The 19208-nt window shown below is 36.4% G+C and carries 20 protein-coding genes and 1 riboswitch; of the genes, 13 read left to right on the top strand and 7 right to left on the bottom strand.

Annotation, left to right across the window (positions count from 1 at the left end):
- Window positions 1-15: 15 nt before the first annotated feature.
- The 3 genes from MOK21_RS15470 to MOK21_RS15460 all read left to right on the top strand — a co-directional run bounded on the left by MOK21_RS15470 (window position 16) and on the right by MOK21_RS15460 (window position 3726).
- On the top strand, window positions 16-846 hold the full coding sequence (locus MOK21_RS15470; RefSeq protein ID WP_249074890.1) for a MerR family transcriptional regulator: 831 nt from the start codon (window positions 16-18) through the stop codon (window positions 844-846).
- A gap of 412 nt (window positions 847-1258) precedes the next feature.
- Window positions 1259-2533: an SMI1/KNR4 family protein gene (locus MOK21_RS15465; RefSeq protein WP_249074889.1), complete on the top strand. Its 1275-nt coding sequence runs from the start codon at window positions 1259-1261 to the stop codon at window positions 2531-2533.
- A gap of 17 nt (window positions 2534-2550) precedes the next feature.
- Complete coding sequence (locus MOK21_RS15460) at window positions 2551-3726, top strand: DUF4272 domain-containing protein (RefSeq protein ID WP_249074888.1); 1176 nt, start codon at window positions 2551-2553, stop codon at window positions 3724-3726.
- 56 nt (window positions 3727-3782) lie between these two features.
- Here the strand turns inward: MOK21_RS15460 and MOK21_RS15455 are convergent, their stop codons facing one another.
- The 3 genes from MOK21_RS15455 to MOK21_RS15445 all read right to left on the bottom strand — a co-directional run bounded on the left by MOK21_RS15455 (window position 3783) and on the right by MOK21_RS15445 (window position 6460).
- A complete protein-coding gene (locus MOK21_RS15455; protein WP_249074887.1) occupies window positions 3783-5207 on the bottom strand; it encodes an erythromycin esterase family protein in 1425 nt (474 codons plus the stop codon).
- 180 nt (window positions 5208-5387) lie between these two features.
- Window positions 5388-5741 (bottom strand): hypothetical protein, encoded by a 354-nt coding sequence (locus tag MOK21_RS15450; RefSeq protein ID WP_249074886.1) that lies wholly within the window; start codon window positions 5739-5741, stop codon window positions 5388-5390.
- Between the two features lie 23 nt (window positions 5742-5764).
- On the bottom strand, window positions 5765-6460 hold the full coding sequence (locus tag MOK21_RS15445) for a DUF2225 domain-containing protein (protein WP_249074885.1): 696 nt from the start codon (window positions 6458-6460) through the stop codon (window positions 5765-5767).
- Window positions 6461-7061: 601 nt separating this feature from the next.
- Between MOK21_RS15445 and MOK21_RS15440 the strand changes: the two genes are divergently transcribed.
- A complete protein-coding gene (locus MOK21_RS15440; protein WP_249074884.1) occupies window positions 7062-7835 on the top strand; it encodes a Cof-type HAD-IIB family hydrolase in 774 nt (257 codons plus the stop codon).
- A gap of 147 nt (window positions 7836-7982) precedes the next feature.
- Window positions 7983-8579 carry a DedA family protein gene (locus MOK21_RS15435; RefSeq protein WP_249074883.1) on the top strand — a complete coding sequence of 199 codons (597 nt, stop codon included), beginning with the start codon at window positions 7983-7985 and terminating at the stop codon, window positions 8577-8579.
- Window positions 8580-8634: 55 nt separating this feature from the next.
- On the opposite strand, the gene MOK21_RS15430 is transcribed toward MOK21_RS15435, so the two are convergent.
- Together MOK21_RS15430 and MOK21_RS15425 are read right to left on the bottom strand one after the other, a co-directional pair.
- A complete protein-coding gene (locus MOK21_RS15430) occupies window positions 8635-9372 on the bottom strand; it encodes a cyclase family protein (protein WP_249074882.1) in 738 nt (245 codons plus the stop codon).
- Between the two features lie 110 nt (window positions 9373-9482).
- Window positions 9483-9587: riboswitch (SAM riboswitch) on the bottom strand.
- A 143-nt stretch (window positions 9588-9730) separates the two neighbouring features.
- A complete protein-coding gene (locus tag MOK21_RS15425; RefSeq protein ID WP_249074881.1) occupies window positions 9731-10129 on the bottom strand; it encodes a YuzC family spore coat inner layer protein in 399 nt (132 codons plus the stop codon).
- A 144-nt stretch (window positions 10130-10273) separates the two neighbouring features.
- On the opposite strand from MOK21_RS15425, the gene MOK21_RS15420 reads away from it, so the two are divergent.
- On the top strand, window positions 10274-10825 hold the full coding sequence (locus tag MOK21_RS15420; RefSeq protein ID WP_249074880.1) for an SMI1/KNR4 family protein: 552 nt from the start codon (window positions 10274-10276) through the stop codon (window positions 10823-10825).
- Window positions 10826-10874: 49 nt separating this feature from the next.
- Here MOK21_RS15420 and MOK21_RS15415 read toward each other — a convergent pair whose 3' ends face one another.
- Entirely contained in the window at window positions 10875-12059 is a 1185-nt protein-coding gene (locus MOK21_RS15415) for an MFS transporter (RefSeq protein ID WP_249074879.1), read from the bottom strand.
- A 110-nt stretch (window positions 12060-12169) separates the two neighbouring features.
- Between MOK21_RS15415 and MOK21_RS15410 the strand changes: the two genes are divergently transcribed.
- Entirely contained in the window at window positions 12170-12553 is a 384-nt protein-coding gene (locus tag MOK21_RS15410; protein ID WP_197143893.1) for a winged helix-turn-helix transcriptional regulator, read from the top strand.
- A 69-nt stretch (window positions 12554-12622) separates the two neighbouring features.
- On the opposite strand, the gene MOK21_RS15405 is transcribed toward MOK21_RS15410, so the two are convergent.
- Window positions 12623-13468 carry an aldo/keto reductase gene (locus MOK21_RS15405; RefSeq protein ID WP_249074878.1) on the bottom strand — a complete coding sequence of 282 codons (846 nt, stop codon included), beginning with the start codon at window positions 13466-13468 and terminating at the stop codon, window positions 12623-12625.
- Window positions 13469-13747: 279 nt separating this feature from the next.
- Here MOK21_RS15405 and MOK21_RS15400 point away from each other — a divergent pair, with 279 nt between their 5' ends.
- The 6 genes from MOK21_RS15400 to MOK21_RS15375 all read left to right on the top strand — a co-directional run bounded on the left by MOK21_RS15400 (window position 13748) and on the right by MOK21_RS15375 (window position 19169).
- Window positions 13748-14194 carry a VOC family protein gene (locus tag MOK21_RS15400; protein WP_249074877.1) on the top strand — a complete coding sequence of 149 codons (447 nt, stop codon included), beginning with the start codon at window positions 13748-13750 and terminating at the stop codon, window positions 14192-14194.
- Window positions 14195-14474: 280 nt separating this feature from the next.
- Complete coding sequence (locus MOK21_RS15395) at window positions 14475-15143, top strand: response regulator transcription factor (RefSeq protein WP_249074876.1); 669 nt, start codon at window positions 14475-14477, stop codon at window positions 15141-15143.
- Window positions 15140-16492, top strand: a complete 1353-nt coding sequence (locus MOK21_RS15390; RefSeq protein WP_249074875.1) for a HAMP domain-containing sensor histidine kinase — start codon at window positions 15140-15142, stop codon at window positions 16490-16492. Before MOK21_RS15395 ends, MOK21_RS15390 begins: the two co-directional genes overlap by 4 nt.
- 321 nt (window positions 16493-16813) lie before the next feature.
- Window positions 16814-17725: an ABC transporter ATP-binding protein gene (locus MOK21_RS15385; protein ID WP_249074874.1), complete on the top strand. Its 912-nt coding sequence runs from the start codon at window positions 16814-16816 to the stop codon at window positions 17723-17725.
- Window positions 17722-18432, top strand: coding sequence for an ABC transporter permease (locus MOK21_RS15380; protein WP_249074873.1), 711 nt, complete (start codon window positions 17722-17724; stop codon window positions 18430-18432). Before MOK21_RS15385 ends, MOK21_RS15380 begins: the two co-directional genes overlap by 4 nt.
- Window positions 18432-19169, top strand: coding sequence for an ABC transporter permease (locus MOK21_RS15375; protein WP_249074872.1), 738 nt, complete (start codon window positions 18432-18434; stop codon window positions 19167-19169). The genes MOK21_RS15380 and MOK21_RS15375 overlap by 1 nt, the downstream gene beginning before the upstream one ends.
- Window positions 19170-19208: the final 39 nt, after the last annotated feature.

Below are 19208 nucleotides of genomic sequence, written 5' to 3'. Positions count from 1 at the left end.
GAGAGAAACTTAAAAATGTTTAATAAAAATGTGAAATATTTCACAACTGGTGAATTCGCTAAAATTTGTAAGGTAAATAAACAAACGTTAATTTACTACGATCAAATCGGTTTATTATCACCCATTATGAAGGACAATAAAGATTACCGTTATTATTCCATTGCACAATATGAATTTTTCAGTGTGATTGAGCTATTAAAGGCTGTCGGTATGTCTTTAAAGGATATTCAAAAATATATGGCAGAAAAATCACCTGAAAATTTCTTGGACTTGATGTATCAGCAGAAGGAAATTGTAGCGAGAAAACGTCGAGAGCTGGAGATGATTGAAAGCATTATTGATGTAAAAATCGACTTAACAAAAGCAGCTTTAAACCTTGATTTTGACAGCATTACGATTGAACATCTTCCAGAAGCGACATTGTATTTAAGTAAAAATATCGAGGATTCGACGGAAGAACAGTTTACACATGCTGTTTCCGACTTTATTGATGAATTAGATCGCTCTCAATTGGATACAGGTTATCCCATTGGAGGCATGACAAGAAGAGAGCAAGTATTAGCAGGAAATTATGATAACTATAGTTATTTGTATATAGAGCAGCCGCATCCACAAGAAGGTCATCCTTATTTCAGGGCGATTGAAGGGGATTTTATTGTTGGATACCATATAGGAACGTCCGCTACACTGGGAGAATCTTACGAGCGATTATTTAAGGTCATGCGGGAAAAAGGCTTTGAACTAGGGCAGTACGTTTATGAGGAATATATTTATGATGCCGTGATTAAAAATCGTGAAGAGGATTATGTAACGAAAATTATGATAGAAATAAAAAAAGATACGTGATAAGTAAACTATCTCTTTGTAGCATCATTCAGAGGTTCTATAAAGGGATATTTTTAATGGTCAAAATGACTAATAGTAATATTAACGAAAAAGGATCTAGAAAAGGTAGGGTAATTTATCATAACTTTTAAGTTTTTGGTGAGAGCAAAAAAGGTATTTATACATAAAATAGGCTGATTGCCAAAAGTTGTGGATGACATTTGTTAAAATATATACCATATTTAAGTTGATTTCTGCTCCGACTAGGCGACTCAGGAAAGTGGTGCTTAGTTAAAATTATGTAGCTTATTATGCGGAAGTATTTTAATTGGTAAAGAAGAGGCACAAGTGGTTGAGCAAGGAAGCTTTTCGGATCTAAAGTGAACATAACTCACTATGTATAGAGTACTTTTCTTAACGCGGAGGGATCGTATTGCAAAAATGGATTGAACGATGGGCGTACATATTAAAGCAGCTTGAACAGCAAGGAGCTTGGGTGCATCCACTTGAAATAGCGCCTGTAGCTTCAGAGCAAGAGCTATCAAAAGTAGAGGAACGACTTGGCGTTCGTATACCTTCAGAGTTCCGCGATTTATTGCTACATTGTTCGCGACAAGTGGGGATGTATTGGTCTTTGCCAGACGAAGCCCTACTGCCTATTGAGCTAGGGGAGACGCCTTCAGGTGATTTTGGCTGGAGCTTGGAGGATCTGGAATTTCCTGATTTCGGCGGTGACGGTGAAAATCTAGATGAACAACTATATTTACAGTTTCACACAGCTGGCAACGGTGATGCCCTTCTTATTAGAATTGAGGATGGTTCCGTTTGGTATTGGAGTCACGAGGAAGATGAATTCGACCTACTTGCCAAGCGTTTTACTATTTATGTGGAGCGGGCTACAGCTTTAGGATGTATAGGTGCGGATTGTGGACAGCATCGACAGTTTTGTAGTGAGGATGGGTTGGATTTGAGCCTGACTAGCTCTGAATTATGGCTAAAGTGGCTCGAACAATATTTCACACTAACCCTGAGCCAAGCAATGTCAAACTTGGATTCCTTATTAATATATGTATCGATGCATGGACTGAAAGGTAGCGTTAAGGAAGCATTTGCACAGTTTGATTCTAGTAAGGTGTATGATGCACTCCGACATAAAATTGAACAATCTCTGCCACCAGCCTATAAAGAAGCATGGAGTGAAGTGTTAGTAGAGATTTGTGCGGTTGAGGCAAGTGATTGGGTAAGGACACTCTGGAGTGACAGAAATGATATCCCTAGTCGGATTCGAGATTATTTAACAGCGTATTGTCTACCAGCAGAAGAAGGTTTATCTCTTGTTCTTCAAGATATCGAAAAAAAGGCAGTTGATGCCTATACTACTTTACACCGGCTACGCCATTTTCATAATCCGAAAACGATAGCTTGGATGAAGCCTTATGTTTCATTCCCAGTAGATGGATGGGGTGAACTTTTAGCAGAATCACAGCCAAGTGCAGAGACGTTATTTGAGTGGTTGAGTGGCAGTGAAGTAGAAAGGCTTACCGCGATACGGGCGGTATATCAAATGATGCAGCGAGAAATTGTACCGACAACGTGTGTAGATAAAGATAATTGGGGACAATTGCTTGCTTTTTGGAAGGAAAACGAAATACTACGAAAAAATAAACAGCTATTTAGCCAAGCTCTTGAAGGCTTAGATAGTTGGTGAATAAAGGGGAGAGAAAATTGAACTATTTCACAATATTTGCATCTAAGAACGACATCGATGATATTGAAGTTAAAATTTCAGATGTTTTCGCGAAAGGCTTTGCCATCGATAAAGATGATAATGAGTATTTAATAAAATCCAAGGCGCTGTTTAAAAAGTATAAATTAATCATTAGAGTCATGTCTGAAGATACAAATCCAGACTACTTCGCTAATAATATTCCTGGAATGATGGGCTATTACGATAACATTCCTTTTGAAGATGACCATTTAAAAGAATTAGTGTTAACGCAAATCACTGTTTTAAACACAGTGATTGCGATTGAATCGGAAAAAGAGATCAATGAAGAACAGATGCAGTTATTTACAAACCTGCTATCAAATATAGGGGGGATTGGCTTTCTACCTGATGGCACTTTACTAGACGATGAAGGGGCCGTTATTGTTTATCCTGAGGGGCAATCAGGTCCATCCAAATTTAGACCTCATGCGTGTACACGAAAGATTATGGGGGAAGAGGTGACATCAGAAGAAGGCGAGCAAAGAAAAAATAACACGATAGCCTATTTAAAGGAAAGAGCTATTCCATTTACAACTTCACTCCCTCAGCTCCCACCAATTGAAGATTGTCAGTTTAAAACCCAAGAAGACATTGCTAGAAGAGCTGTAGCCTTGTTAATTGTCATTCAATTTGCCTGTGATGTAGCGCAAGGGGGAAATATAGAAGAATCGCGAGACTTTTTCATCAATATGTTACGCACATATAAAGTGGAAGACTTTCTAACTAGCAATGAAAGAGACTTTTTACAAGCTTCAGAACCAGCTGTGCAAGAAGCCATTAATATTTCGTGGCAATATGAGGCTTATTGGACGCTTATTTGGGCACTTGGCCTTGTTGAAAAGCTTGATTTCCCTGATGAAGTATGTGATTGCGAGTACGCCATTCAAGTTGTTTCTAACTGTGAAACGTTTGAACAATTTTATCTTCAAACGGTCATGCGTAGTCAGAAAGAGATATTGGATGAAGCCGACAAGATTTACAGATACCAGTGGGCTTGTGTAGATAGTCGCATAAAAGACCAAGCGGCTCCTGCTGGGATGAATGAAAGCATCGTCATGGAAAGACGCAGAGGGTTGTTCTGGATGATAGGGCATCGAAGTGAAGAATGGGATAACATATCGATGGATACTTGAATATAAAGGAAAAATAGCAAACTAGAAGTAGAAACTAGTTTGCTATTTTTACATTTTTATTTAATATAATGAGGTTTACTTACTTTATCAATCAAAAGAAGACCATCATATTGATCGCGTGGAACAAGACTTTCCTGAATCATTCCCCAGCTATAAGATAAACGTGGTTCAAACATCCATGAGTTGCCTCGCTCATTTTGACGGTTTCGCATGTCGATAAATGTGTAAGGTTTATTTGAAGATGAAACAATATCCTCGATTGAGCCTTTCACTGTCGGTAAAACGGCCATAGGCTCACCCATATTGTTTGCTGTTTCCCCACTAGTCATATAAAGGCCAAGCACATAGCTATATTTCTTGTAGATGTCTGGTAGACGTTCACCCAGTAATTTTACAGGATATGGAGAACCCATTACTTCGGATTGTGCTTTACGAATATGGTCATTATGCGCCCAGACGATGAATTTTTCAGTTGGATAAATCTCCTCTGCTAACCAAAGTAGGTTTTCCATCATCGATTGGTCACGCCATTCCATTGTTTTAAAATAAGAATCGTATTTATTTTGTTCTACTTCAATGTTGGATTGAATTGATAATTCTACATATTCTTCTGCAAAACGGATACGGTCAGCTAAAGTACGTTCCATAAGCTTTACAATATGTGGTTCGCTCGGATAAGCTGCCTTTAACTCTTTTTCTTTAAGCTGTACTTGTGATTTCACTTGCTTATATACTTTAATAATGCTTGGTTTTACCTTTTGATAGCCCTTTAAATCCTTACCGTAGGTCCAGTCTGCAAGTTGCTCCTCTACTTCACCGAACTGTTTCGCTAGTTGACTATTTTGTAGCCAGTCACCGTTCGTAAATACATTTTGCTGTAGAATATCAAAGCCAGTCAATTTTAATGGTTTATCTGTTTTCTGTGTTTTTTTAGCATATTCGAATAACGTTAGTGTTTCTTTTGACCACCATACAGGATAAATAGCATCCTTCATCGTTTGTTTCGCTATTTGTTTATCAATTTGTCCTTGAGCATTCATAGCATCCCCCATACCGCTTTCGAAAGCTAGGACATTGTAGCCCATCTCTTGGTGTAAAAATTGAATTAAACGTGTTTTTGCTAGGCTAAATTCGGCTGTACCATGTGAACTTTCCCCTAAAAAAACGATGCGCTTATCATGCAATAAAGGCTTTAGCATCTCTAAATCTTCAAATTTAGTAGATGGTATATTTTGTTTACCAACTGCTTCAGGCTGAATGGATGTTAAGCTGTAGGCATGGTCGTTTGTCCACTTTTTCCAATCCTGAAGTGTTTCATTGGATGTGCGAGCTGCCTTAACCTCTAATTTGTTATCGAAAGCTACGCGTTCTTCTATCGCTGGAACTGCTACGGATGCATTTGAAACCCCGTTGAAAGTTACAAAGCTTGTTAGTGCAATGCTTAATGATAATAAAACCTTACGCTTCTTACCTTTTGTCATTCTCTATCAGTCCTTCGTTATATGTTAAAACCAATTATAAGTAATTAAGTTTAAAGTAAAGAGGGACTTTGTTTAAATTTTATTTAAATTTGGGTGAATGTCATTATTCTAGGTGATTCGAATAGGGGTAGGCAAAAAAACATCTCCAAAGCTTAAGTAAATTTGAAGATGTTGATAGTTTTATTTATAGTGATACGCGCTAGCTCTTTGGTTTTTCCGCTGTATTTGATTGAACCATGCACGATCCTTTTCCTCTTGTTTTAATGTACTAACGATGGTTGAGGAGCAGCTGACACAGATTTTTGCCTGAGTAATTTGTCCACAGCGTTCACAAGGTGCGCCTAAATTAGGGAAAATTGATTTTTTCAATTTTCCTGCCTTTACCCATTTATAGAGTAGGTCTGATGAAACCCCAGTTAATGCAACTACCTCGTCGTTCGTTAAATAACGATTATTTTTTCTCAGTAAAAAATGGTGTAGTTCTGAAAAAATATCTTCTTCTCTCACATCAATCCTTTTTGCAAATAGCTGCATGTTTATTACTCTCCTCGTCTACTTCAATTGATAACTTCTTCTATACTTTCATGTATATTGTTAGGTTGCTCGTCATATTTATAGTTTTCCCAGCGATTTCGTGCTAGTTTCCGATATTTATTGGAAACATGTCGATCTGCAATTAATCGAGAAAATCCTTTTTTCGCCTCTGCAATATCTCCAAGTCGAAGGCTTAATTCGGCATGTAAATATTGAATTCTCTCTCCGCCCTCTTGATTGGATGCAAAAGATTTGCTGTAAAAATCTCTTGCAGCGAAGAGGTAGCGCAATTCCGACTCATGATCATTTTTTAAGCGATATAGCCAGGCTATTTTTAGTGCGAAATTGGCCATAAGAAGCGACTCTTCCATAGATGCTCTTGAAACAAGATAAGCTAATTTAAGGCTTACAATGGCATCATCAATCGTACGTTCCTTGCACATATCCATTGGTTTTTGTAGCTCTTTTATATACAATTCATCAATAAGAAGCAGAAAAGGTCCATACGTTCTTGTCATAGATTTGTGGTAAGCATAGCCACAATGTGGACAAACAGCAACCTCATACAATAACGGGTTTAAACCCTCATAAACAGGCATGAAGTCTGTTTGTTCTTCGATAATTTTATATCGATTAGGGCGTACTTTATATGTAGTAAAATGCTTTTTGCAAAACTTGCAATCTACACTACTTTCATAGTAGTAAATGTTAAATGCCATAAGAATAAACTCCTTTGCATCGTTTCTTTTGTTCTATTTATACGATGGATAGAATCGTTCAATGTATTTAATTAATTATCTTTTATATTAACAATTCTATGTTCTTTGGTATACTCCTTTAGCATTATTAAAATAAATATGTCCATTACTTTCTTTGTTATTTAAATTTCTATATGTACCCGTAATAGTATTTATCGGTGCAGTTGTAGCAAGTTATACATTTATTTTAGTTTGTCCAATTAATGTTAAATTAAATAGTAACTAATTTTACTGATATAAGTAATAATACCTATAGTGAATTTTAGTATAAAGATGTTACTTAATGTAAAATTAAAATTACAAATGTGTCGATTGGAGACAGATATTGGCCGACAAAAGAATCCTGTATCAGAATTTAGTGTTTTCTATTTAGATTCATCCCCAAAATGAAGAAGATCTATGTTATTAATATGTATCCTGTGTATAAGTTGATTAGGGTGGAGGCTGGGCGACTCCTTGGAGATCAGCGAAAGCGAAGCGGCAGCTATAAAGCGCCCAGCCGGAACGGAAATCAACCACACGCTTGGTGAAAATTATGTGAAACGCTAAGGAGGAGCGAACGATGGATTATAAAATTGTATTCTTTGACGTAGATGGTACGCTTGTTAATTATGAAGATGGTTGTATGGAAGAAAGTACAAGGAACGCTATTCAACAATTAAAGAGTAAAGGAATTCATATTGTTGCAGCTACAGGAAGACCTTTATCGATGTGCCAGGATTTAAGAAATGTAGGAATAGAGACGTTTATTACAGCGAATGGTGCATATGCTAAGCACCAAGATCAAGTCATACATAAAATACCTGTTGCACAAGAAATTGTCCAGGCCGTAAAAGCTTTTGCTGATGAAAATAAACAAAGTCTATCGTTTTTTACAGAACAATTATCAATGAATAACGTCCGAGAAAAAGAGACCTTAAAAGCCATGCAAGAAACATTATCTTTGCAAGAGTTTCCTGTTATCAATGAAGCTATCGTTACGCAAGAGGTGTATTTAATGTGTTTATATGGTGATGAGGATATTGAGAAAAAGTATACTTCAACATTTCCCCATGTATTATTTAAAAGGTGGCATCCTTATATTACAAATGTTTTGCAACATGATGTTTCTAAATCTATTGCTATCCAAGCTGTCCTAGATTATTTCGACTTGAGTCCTGAGGATGCACTTGCTTTTGGCGATGGAGATAATGATATCGATATGCTGGAGCAGGTTGGCTTTGGTATTGCAATGGGTAACGGTAGTGAAGCATTAAAAAATGTGGCTAATTATGTAACAAAGAAATCAACTGAGGGTGGTATTGATTATGCTCTTCGTGAGCTACAAATAATTTAACGCCTTTCCGATTTCTGACGCAATGATGCCAAGGTATAGTTGCGTGGAGAAAATTGGATTGAAACCATAACACTCATAATGTTGTCTCTATTGAGTTATGATAAAGCTAACTATAAAAAATTATTACGCTTTAGGTGGGATGGATTTATGGCGCATCACGTGCAATCTCTTATTGAGCATTACGGATATTTTGGCATCATTCTTATCCTAGTTGGAGGGATTGTTGGGCTGCCACTTCCTGATGAGATATTTTTGACATATGTAGGGTATAGTGTATATCGTGAAACTCTGGCGCATATCCCCGCTTTAATCAGCGCTATTGTAGGTGCGGTAGGGGGAATTACCCTGAGCTACTATATAGGCTATAGATTCGGACTACCTTTATTACAAAAATACGGTTCGAAAATTCATATTACTGAGCAGAAAATTGATTTTACTAAACAGTTATTTGCAAAAATAGGGCCGGGATTATTATTAATAGGATATTTTATTCCTGGTGTGCGTCATCTTACAGCATATATTGCAGCTATTAATAATTATTCTTATAAAAAATTTGCTTTCTTTGCCTATACGGGAGCAACTATATGGACATTTACGTTTATTACTTTAGGTAAAGTACTGGGAGAGAAATGGCATTATGTTGGGGTATATTTATCTCGCTACAGCATTTATCTTATAGTATTGTTCATACTAATGATGTTGATCGTTTATGTAGTTTTCAAAAGAAGGAATTCACCGAAATAAATAAAAGGTAAGATAGGTCTGATTCAATATTCATCGAATCAGACCTATTGCTATTTTAAGGTAATATAGCAAATGAACGGACAGGGAATCCAGATGCTTTTTCAGGCTTTGGTACAATATTAAAAATAACAGCGCCTTTTGGAGGTAGCTTGTCTAAATTGGTCATCAGTTCAATTTGGTAAGTATCTTGCTCAAGCACAAAATATTCACCGTCTAACTTACCATTTGTACGAAAATCCGCTGCTGAATCCGTATCAAAAGTTTCGTGACCGATAGCACTTACTTTGCGCTCGTTGAATAAAAACTGTAACGTTTCTAATCCCCAGCCAGGGATATGATTATGACCATCACCGTCCTTGTTGCTGAAAGACTCTTTATCTGGCCAACGTTTACTCCAATCAGTACGCAGGGCTACAAAGGTACCTGCTTCAATTTCTCCATACTCAGCTTCAAAATCAAGAACATCTTGAACACTTAACGTGTAATCGTTATTCATTTCGGCTTCCTTCGATTTATCAATAACGATGAGTGGTAGCACTAATTCTTTTAGCTCTAATTCCTCTAAATAGCGTGTATCTCGCACAAAATGGATAGGTGGGTCGATATGTGTGCCGTATTGCCCAGGGAACGTGAATTGCTGTGCAAAGAACCCATCATCATGGGAAAATAATGTTTCAAATTTTGCATCATCAAACATAAAGAAATGAGGAGAATTTGGACCAAATGTATGTGTTAAATCTACCCATTCTTTCGATTTCAATAGTTGAATTGCTTGTAAAAGTTCGTTTGCCATAATATTTTCTCGCTTTCTTTTGAAATTTTGGGTGCTATGTTTTGCTTGATAGCAAATAAAAAAGAGCCCTCCATGAAGAGGACTCTTGTGCAAAGTAACTGCAGTAAGTGTTCTCATCTTCAAGGCCGAATTTTGCCAATTGGAATTAGCACCATACCTATAGGCTGGTTGCTGAGACTTCATAGGGCCAATCCCTCCGTCTCTCTTGATAAGAAAATGCGATATAAGAATTTTCAGAAATAAAACTTACAAACACTTTAGCATATCTTTTTATTGTTTACAAGTTCAATAGGGATACAAGGTTAAAAGTTTGCATTCATTCTGCGAAAAAAGAGGCCCGCTTCAAGGGGCCAACTCTTCACCAACCCAACAATAATGTTAGCTTACAACAACTGCTCTCAGTAAATATTATACGTAATCCATCTGGTGTATAGGTTGTTTCAAATTTTATTGTAATGCCTGTTGACGCAATTAACTTTTCAACTTCTGTTTTATTGGATTGTTGTGCTGCGTCTATAAGATCATGTGCAAATTGCTCTGACTCATCAATTTTATCCGTAAGTAATTGTGCCTGCTGCATAATAGTCTTAATCCGTTTCGCTGAAGTCTTCAACTTATTTGTATTGATGGGTGGAAATGGGCTTCTATTTGTTGGCATTGCTAGATATCTAGAATGTTGAGTAGTTGGTTGATTTGCCATTACCCATGTTGGATAATAATTAGGATAGACAAAATATGGATAAGGATTGTAATACAACTAACTTCCTCCTATCCTATAGCTGATACATTATCTTATGTATAACGGAGACATTAGGTGTTAATGGCTACCGCTTTGAAAAGCTTGAGCGAAAAGGGGCTCAGTTCAACGGTTTATTATTCTTCTTCAAAAGGAGTTGTTAAGGTGGATATTCGTGCATACATAAAAAATGGTTTTGAAGTTTACTATGAACGTTATAATCAGGTGTCTGAAGAAGGGTTTTGTAGATGGATGTGCCCAGATGTACCTGAAGAAATGAAGGTAGTTGATATCGACGGTGAGTGGTCTGTGTGGAGAATGATTCCTTCAACTGTAACGGAGGAAGATATTCAAGCTTTAGAAAAAGAGTTCGGACTTCATTTTCCCGAATGGTATAAAGCTTTTATTTCAACGTATCACCATTATTTTGGTGTAATACCTGACCAAAGTATAGAGGACCCTTTAAATAACGTAAGGGATATGTTTAATCCAACATTATGTAGTTTAGGATACCTACCATTTTCATGGGATACAGAGTATGGAAAAATAATTTGTATTGATTTAAATAATAATGCTGATGAAGACAATTGTGCAATATATGAAATTGAACATGAAATTTTATTTGATGATGCTGCCGATATTCAATCGTCATTAGACTATCTGTATCCAAATTTCAAGGCATATTTTGATGATACTTTCCTTGAATCTAATAAATAGCAAAAAGGAAGGGGCGTTTTAGACAGCACCTTCCTCACAAGCAACGTATTTATTTTTTGTTTCTATCAAAGATTAACCATAGTAACGTAGTAGCTGCGGCAAGCATCACCATGCCGAATCCGTATATAGGAGTATACGCTAATGATTGGTGGCGAACGATGATTCCGCCAATATATGATCCTAGAAAAATACCAATGTTAAAGGCCGAAATATTTAATGCTGAAGCCATTGAAATAGCTGATGGTATATATTTTTCTGAAAGCTGAACGGCATAAAGTTGTAATCCCGGTACATTCATAAACATAAATAGCCCCATCATAAAGACCATTATTAACCCAACGATTGATGATTCTAAAAAGAAGTCGATGCCGAGTAGTGCTAATGCTAGGCCTATAAAGATAATAAAGATCGAACGTAAAGGGTTATTATTCGCAAAACGACCACCTAATGTATTACCGATGGCAACACAAATACCGTATACAACTAAAATCACGACTATTGCTTTCGGTGAGTAGCCCATATACTGCTCTAAAATAGGAGAAACATAAGTGTATACTACGAATGCGCCACCATATCCAATTGCAGTAATAAAGAGAATTAATAGCATTCTTATATTTCCTAATACTTTCCCTATATCACGAATGGATATTGGATTCCCTTTCGATAATTGACTAGGTACAAGCAGAGCATTACTAATTAATCCGATAATACCAATAACGACAATGAAAATGAACGACATTCGCCAATCTGTTACTTGTCCGATAAAAGTTCCTAGTGGGACACCAGTCACAGTTGCTAATGTTAGTCCAGTGAACATGAAAGCTATTGCACTTGCTCGTTTATTCGGTGCCACAACATCTGCAGCGATAACAGATGCAATGGACATAAACACACCATGTGCTAATGCTGAAATTACACGCCCAGTAAGTAGTAATGAGAATGAGGGTGCTATAGCTGCAAGTAAATTACCGATAATAAACAATACCATAACGAGCAGCAACACATTTTTGCGACTAAGGCGCGATGTTAAGGCTGTTAAAAGCGGTGCCCCAATAGTTACACCTAATGCATATATGGATACGGTTAAACCCGCAGTACTCAATGTTATATCAAAATCTTCTGTAATTAATGGAAGTAATCCAACGCTTATAAATTCTGTAGAGCCGATACCAAATGCACTAATCGCAAGTGCGAGTAATGTTAGTTTGGCATTCGGCACTTTTGTATCTTTCATTCTATTACTATCTCCTTTGATTTTTTTTATAGTATATAGTAATATTCATACATACCTTAAAGTTGTATAGGGTACTTTTAGTTACTTTTGAATATTACAGGGGGTTCACAATGAAAAAAGTTTATAATATTGGTGTCGAAGCCACTCTTGAGGTCATTGGGGGCAAATGGAAACCTATTATTCTTTGTCATCTTAACCACCATGGTAAGATTCGTACGAATGAATTTCGCCGATTAATTCCAGGCATTTCACAAAAAATGCTAACAAGCCAATTGCGTGAATTAGAGCAGTCTGGATTAATTAATCGTAAGGTTTTCAATCAAGTACCGCCAAAAGTTGAATATTCGCTAACACCTTATGGTCAAGAGATGGACCCTGTGCTGAACATGCTTTGCACTTGGGGTGAAAAACATATCGAAATGTTACAAGATCAAGGTGAAGATGTACTGATCATGCAACGTGATGAAGATATCGCCATAAAGCATACATCTTAAATAGATTGGAAAGAGACTGTCTAAGAGAAGAAAATAAGACAGTCTCTTTCACGTTTATATAGCTAACATTTACATGACAAAATCAAATTCATCTGGGTTTGGTCCAACGCGTTGATCTAGATTCATGGCGTTAATGATTGCCATCTCTTCATCAGTTAGTGTGAAATCAAAAATATCAGCGTTTTGAATCATACGTTCTTTGCGCACAGATTTTGGAATTGTAACGATACCATTTTGAATATCCCAACGTAAGATCACTTGAGGATTTGATTTCCCGTATTTTTCAGCTATTTTTGAAATAGTTTCATTATCAAGAAGTCCACCTTGCATTAATGGTGCCCAAGCTTCTACTTGAATATTGTGCTCTTCGCAGAATGAACGTACCTCAGTTTGTTGTAATCGTGGATGGAGTTCCACTTGGTTAATAACTGGTTTGATACGAGCAATTTTAAGAAGATCCTGTAAGTGCGATACTTGGAAGTTACATACCCCAATAGCTTTAATTTTCCCTTGCTCGTATAAATCTTCGAGTGCTCTCCAAGCTTCTGCAAATTTATTTTTACCTGGCCAATGAATAAGGTAAAGGTCTAAATAATCTAGCCCTAATTTTTCTAAGCTGTCATCGTATGCAGCGATTGTCTCTTCATAGCTCAAGCCATCGTTCCATACTTTAGATGTAATAAATAAATCCTCACGTTTTAAACCAGTAGTTGCTAGTGCCTGACGAATACCTTCACCAACACCTGCTTCATTTCCATAAATAGCGGCAGTATCGATGCTACGGTAACCAACCTCAATCGCATTTTTTACCATCTCTGCTGTAACATCATTCGGTACTTGGAATACACCTAGACCCATACCAGGCATTTGTAAGCCGTTATTTAATGTAATTTTATCTTGTAAATGATTAATCATTTTTCTGTCCTCCAATTTTCGTTTGTGCTTTGCTGCTTTCTTATTATGCTTCCATGCTATTGCAAAAAAAAGTACGCACTTTTTAGTTTCATAGAAACGTAGAGGTTACTTTTGTGAGATATCAATGGTTCACTGTAAGAAATTTTTATTAGTTTACGTTGTTTGGTCTTTTATATTAATTAAAATTAATGGATAAAGTAAATATTTATAGTTTGTAGAAGGTGACTCAATGCCTGAAATAGAATAAGTAATTGAATCTTTTATAAAGGAGAGAGTGGGATGAATCGTTTAAATTTAATTACGTTGGGTGTAAAAGATATGGTCGAGTCTCTTAAATTTTATCGAGAGGGTCTGGGATTTGAAGTCATTGTTTATGGTGAAGAAACAAATCCAGATGTTATTTTCTTTAATAATGGTGGGACAAAAATTTCACTGTTTCCGATTGATCGGTTAGTAAAAGATATAAACGAGGCAAATCCACCGGCTATCGGCAATGGCTTTAACGGGGTTACGCTTGCTTATAACGGAAAGTCGAAAGAAGAAGTTGATCAAGTGTTTGATTTAGCTAAACAGGCCGGAGCTAACATCGTCAAGGAACCAGAAATTGTATTCTGGGGAGGCTATAGCGGCTATTTCCAAGACCCAAACGGCTACTATTGGGAAGTTGCTTATGGGGACATGTGGCAGTTTGATGATAATGATATGTTGATTATGACAAATAATTAATAAGATAGACGTATTTGGGGAATCCAAATACGTTTTTATTGTTATCGCCCAACTTTTTGATTTTATTACCCAACTTTTAAAATTTATCGTCCAACTTTTTAGTTTTATCACCTAACCTTTTTAATTTTATCGACAAACCGAGCTTTAGATGTGATTTATTCAATGACTCTCTCATTTTACTGACAATGATTGAGTGCAAACCGATGAAATCGTATAATACGAATACGCTCTAAATAACATTTATTTCAAATAAATAATCTAGATTGGGAGGGTTACCATTTTGTATAACATATTGTACATAGAAGACGAAAAAGAGATTGGCCAATGGGTAACAAAGGATTTAACGGAAAGAGGCTACGAGGTTACATGGCTCGAATCCGGGGAAGAGGTCGATCAGCATATAGCTTTTAAGGATATCGCTATATTGGATGTGATGCTGCCAGGCTTAGATGGCTTTTCAATTGGTAAAAGAATTAAGCGAGAAAATAAAGAAATCCCAATTTTAATGTTGTCAGCACGAACTGCTGTAGAGGATAAAATAGAGGGCCTTAACTTCGCAGATGATTATTTAACAAAGCCATTCCATCCAGATGAACTTATAGCTCGTGTGGAGGTTTTACTAAGAAGATATCAAAAAAATGATGATGTATTAGATCTGCAGCATTTAAAAATTTATACGAAAGAGATGCGAATTATCAACAAGCAAACCGATGAAGAAATTCAATTAACCGGTAAGCAATTCTATTTATTACAGTATTTTATTCGCCATTTAAATCAAATTTTAACGAAGGAACAGCTTTATGAAGGGGTTTGGGGTGAAAGTTACATAGAAGGCGATAAAACATTAATGGTGCATATTCGATACTTAAGAGAAAAAATAGAGATAAATCCAGCCAAGCCGACAATTATTGAAACTATACGTGGTATTGGATATAGGGTGAAACAATGAAATTTTTCCGATCTTTATTAGCTAAGTATATGGTAATTATTTTTTTAGCGATTTCTATTGTTCAATTATCATACTTTGCAATTGCCGTTTTTATGTTTGGAATAGGAAAAACTGGTTTTTCAAGTGAAGTTCTCAGGGAAAGCGAAGTAGAAGAGAAATGGCTTACAGAAGCTAAGAGTATCAAAAATTTCACAGAGGATACAATTGCACAGCATTTTAAGGATTGGAAGGGTCAGTACCCTAAATCATCCATGTTTTGGGTAAGTGAAGATGGTACATTACGGACAAAAGTGGACGTAAAGGAGCACCTACCATCAGAATGGACGCCAGCATTTACAACAAAGTTTATAAAAGAACATTATGGGGAAGATCCATTTACAGTTATAGCTTTTTTAGGACAGGACGAATCGAATGGATTTATCGTTTTTGAAATTCCTAGAGAAGTGTTTAATCCACCTCTTAGAAATGTTTATGAACAGTATGGGTACCTTGTAATTGCTGGCACTATTGCGATTATCATATTTTTCATTGCTATATCTTTTTTATTCTTCAGAGGGATTCGAAAGCGACTATTGCACCTGCAGGAAGCAATGGAAATTCGTGATGTAGATGGCTTACCTATTGAAACGAAGGTCAAAAAGAAAGATGAGATCGGTCAGCTTGAACAAAGCTTTAATCGTATGGTGTGTGAGCTTAGGGAGAGTAAGAATCGTGAGCAGAAGGAAGAACAGTTGAGACGTGAATTGATTGCTAATTTATCGCATGATTTACGAACACCATTAACGAAAATACGGGCGCAATCGTATTCAATAAGTAAAGAAGTATTATCAGAGGATGGAAAACAAGCCATTAAGGCAATGGAAACGTCGATTGTTAATATTGATACTTTAATAGAAAATTTAATGTCTTATACACTGCTGATGGCTAGTAAATATAAATTTGAAGCGAAAGAAATTAACATTATACGTTTCGTACGTGAGCAGATGACTACATGGTATCCGGTGTTTGAAAAGGAAGGCTTTGAAATCGATATTGAGCTAGATCCATTTGAGAAAAATGAATGGCAAGTGGATCCGATTTGGCTTGGACGTATAGTCGATAATTTATTTCAAAATATATTACGTCATGCAAGTAGCGGGAAATATGTTGGTGTGGAAACCGAATCAACGGAGCGTTATGATGCATTTATCATAAAGGATCACGGAAATGGAATGAAAAATGAATCCAATGCCAAAGGTGCTGGTATTGGCTTATCTATTGTCGATATTATGGTGAAGGGCATGAATTTAGACTGGGATATTGAGTCCAGCGAATCCGGAACCAAGATTAAAATTAAACACTACAAATAGAATAATTCGTGAAGCATGTTAAGGCATGCTTCACTTCATAATTGCCTAACAGTATGCCAGTAAAGTTTATGGCATGCTGTTTTTTTATTTTTACAGACTTCTTGGAAAAGTAGAATGGAGCAATACTTTATAGTAAGGCAATGGAATTGTTATTTTCTTTTTAATGATCTGTAGCGAAAACGAAGCGTCAGCTACAAAGCGCCCAGCCGGAACGGAAATCAACCCCATGTTATGGTAAATAGCTTTTTTAAACAAAATTTAACCTTGAACCTTACCTGTTTTTAACCTTCATTACTTATGATAATTACAGAGGTGAGGACAATGGAATATATCGTACAAACAGAAAATTTATCAAAGAGTTTTGGTAAAGAGCAAGCTGTATCAAATATAAATTTAAAAATACGCAAAGGTGAAATATATGGATTTTTAGGACCGAATGGAGCGGGAAAAACGACGACAATTCGTATGCTGCTTGGGTTAATGAAACCATCTTCTGGGACCATTAAAATCTTCCAAAAAGATTTAATGAAGGAACGAATGAATATTTTAGCAAAGGTTGGTTCATTAGTAGAGAACCCTTCCTACTATCCGCATTTAACAGCTTATGAAAATTTAGAAGCATTAAGAAAAATTTTAGGTGTACCGAAATCACGTATCGATGAAGTATTAGATATTGTTCGTTTAAAGGATGCCGCAGATAAAAAAGTAAAGGGCTTTTCCCTTGGGATGAAGCAACGTTTAGGTATAGCGGCATCTTTACTAAATAATCCTGAATTACTTATTTTAGATGAGCCAACGAATGGTCTTGATCCTTCTGGTATTATCGAAATTCGTAATTTGATTAAACGACTGCCTGAAGAATATGGAATGACGATTATTATTTCAAGCCATCTATTATCTGAGATTGATCAGATGGCTACACAAGTGGGTATTGTCACAAAGGGTAAAATGATTTTCCAAGATTCAATTGAAGCAATGCGTAGATTTGCTCAGCCGAAGGTAGTCATTAAAGTGAGCGATGGTGAAAAGGGCTGGCGTTCATTAGTGGCAAATGGCATTAAAGCAGAACATAAGGATGACCTCATTTTATTTGATGAATGCTCAGACGAAAAGGTAGCGCATATTGTACAAATTCTTGTACAAGAAGGCGTTTCGGTTTATCGAGTAGAGGAAGAGAAACGATCTTTAGAGGAGATTTTCCTTCAAATGACAACAGGAGAGCATGCGCTATGATAGGGAAACTGTTAACTTCTGACTTTTTGAAAATTAAACGCAAAGGATTATGGTTTTTAACAGCTTTAGGACCAATAGGTGTTGTTGCGATGCAAATGGTGAATTACGGTTTAAGGAAGGACTATTTGCTAGAGCAAAGCGAGGACGATTGGGGCTACTACTTATTAAATGTTCATTCTTTTACTCCACTTGCTATCGTTTTAGGGATTGCCATTTTAACTTCGTTTATGGCAAGTATTGAAAATGAAACGAATGCTTGGAAACAATTAATTGCTCTACCGGTATCAAAATTAACGGTGTATTTATCAAAATTCACTGTTCTAGCTATTTTATTGTTTATGTCTTCCACGATTTTAATGCTAATGACAATGGCCTATGGAGTGTTTTTAGACTTAGGAGATAGCATACCATATGCGGAACTTGCTAAATTTGCTTATTATCCATATTTTGCTTCGTTACCAATATTGGCACTGCAGCTTTGGATTGCAAGCGTTTGTCAGAATCAGGGGATTCCGATCACTGTAGGTATTTTCGGCGTGATTTTTGCCTATTCCTCTTATGTATTGCCAGATTGGATGATTTGGAAATGGCCATCTTTAATGAATCATTGGGATGAGCCCGTTATTAATGTCATGCTTGGCGTAGGCATTGGTATTTTACTGTATATTATCGGAATGATAGATTTTGCTAGAAGGGATGTAAAGTAATGGGGTCTATACTGAGCGCTGAATGGTATAAATTACGTAAATCAAAAGTGGTGCCAATCATTTTCGCGGGACCAATGATCGGACTTTTTATAGGGTTATCAATGAATTCAAATAATATTTTATCAGATGCTGAAATTAATGAATGGTATATTTCTTTAATCTCTATGAATTTACTCTATGCATTATTATTTCTGCCTTTAATTTCAGGAGTATTTGCAAGTCTTATTTGTAGATACGAGCATCAATCTGGCGGCTGGAAACAACTTTTAGCACTACCTGTGACAAGAGGGAAAGTATTTGTCGCAAAATATGCTTTAATTATGCTTCTTGTGCTGGTGATGCAGATACTATATTTATGTTCTATATATGCAGTAGGTCTTTTGAAAGGCTACTCAGATCCTTTCCCAATGGAAATTGTATGGAAGAGTATTTTTGGTGGATGGCTAGCGACATTGCCATTAGTCGCTTTGCAGCTATGGCTGTCCATCATGTTTAAAAGTTTTGCTGCTCCATTTGCAGTAAATGTTGTATTTACTTTACCGTCTATATTAGCAGTCAACTCAGCACGTTTTGGACCTTACTATCCATGGGGGCAGCCCTTCTTGATGATGAATATAGGTGGTAATACAGGTGATGTATTCTTCGTGCCTTGGGAGCAATTATTAACAGTTGTAGGAGGAGGCTTCGTACTGTTTTTCCTTGGAGGGTATTTATATTTCCAACGAAAAGCTGTGTAAAGTGAACTTTAATCAGTGGGAAGATATTTCAACCCACTG

The organism is Lysinibacillus sp. BPa_S21, from assembly GCF_023337795.1.
In the GTDB taxonomy this organism is placed as follows: domain Bacteria; phylum Bacillota; class Bacilli; order Bacillales_A; family Planococcaceae; genus Lysinibacillus.
This window is presented reverse-complemented; position numbering and strand designations above follow the sequence as displayed.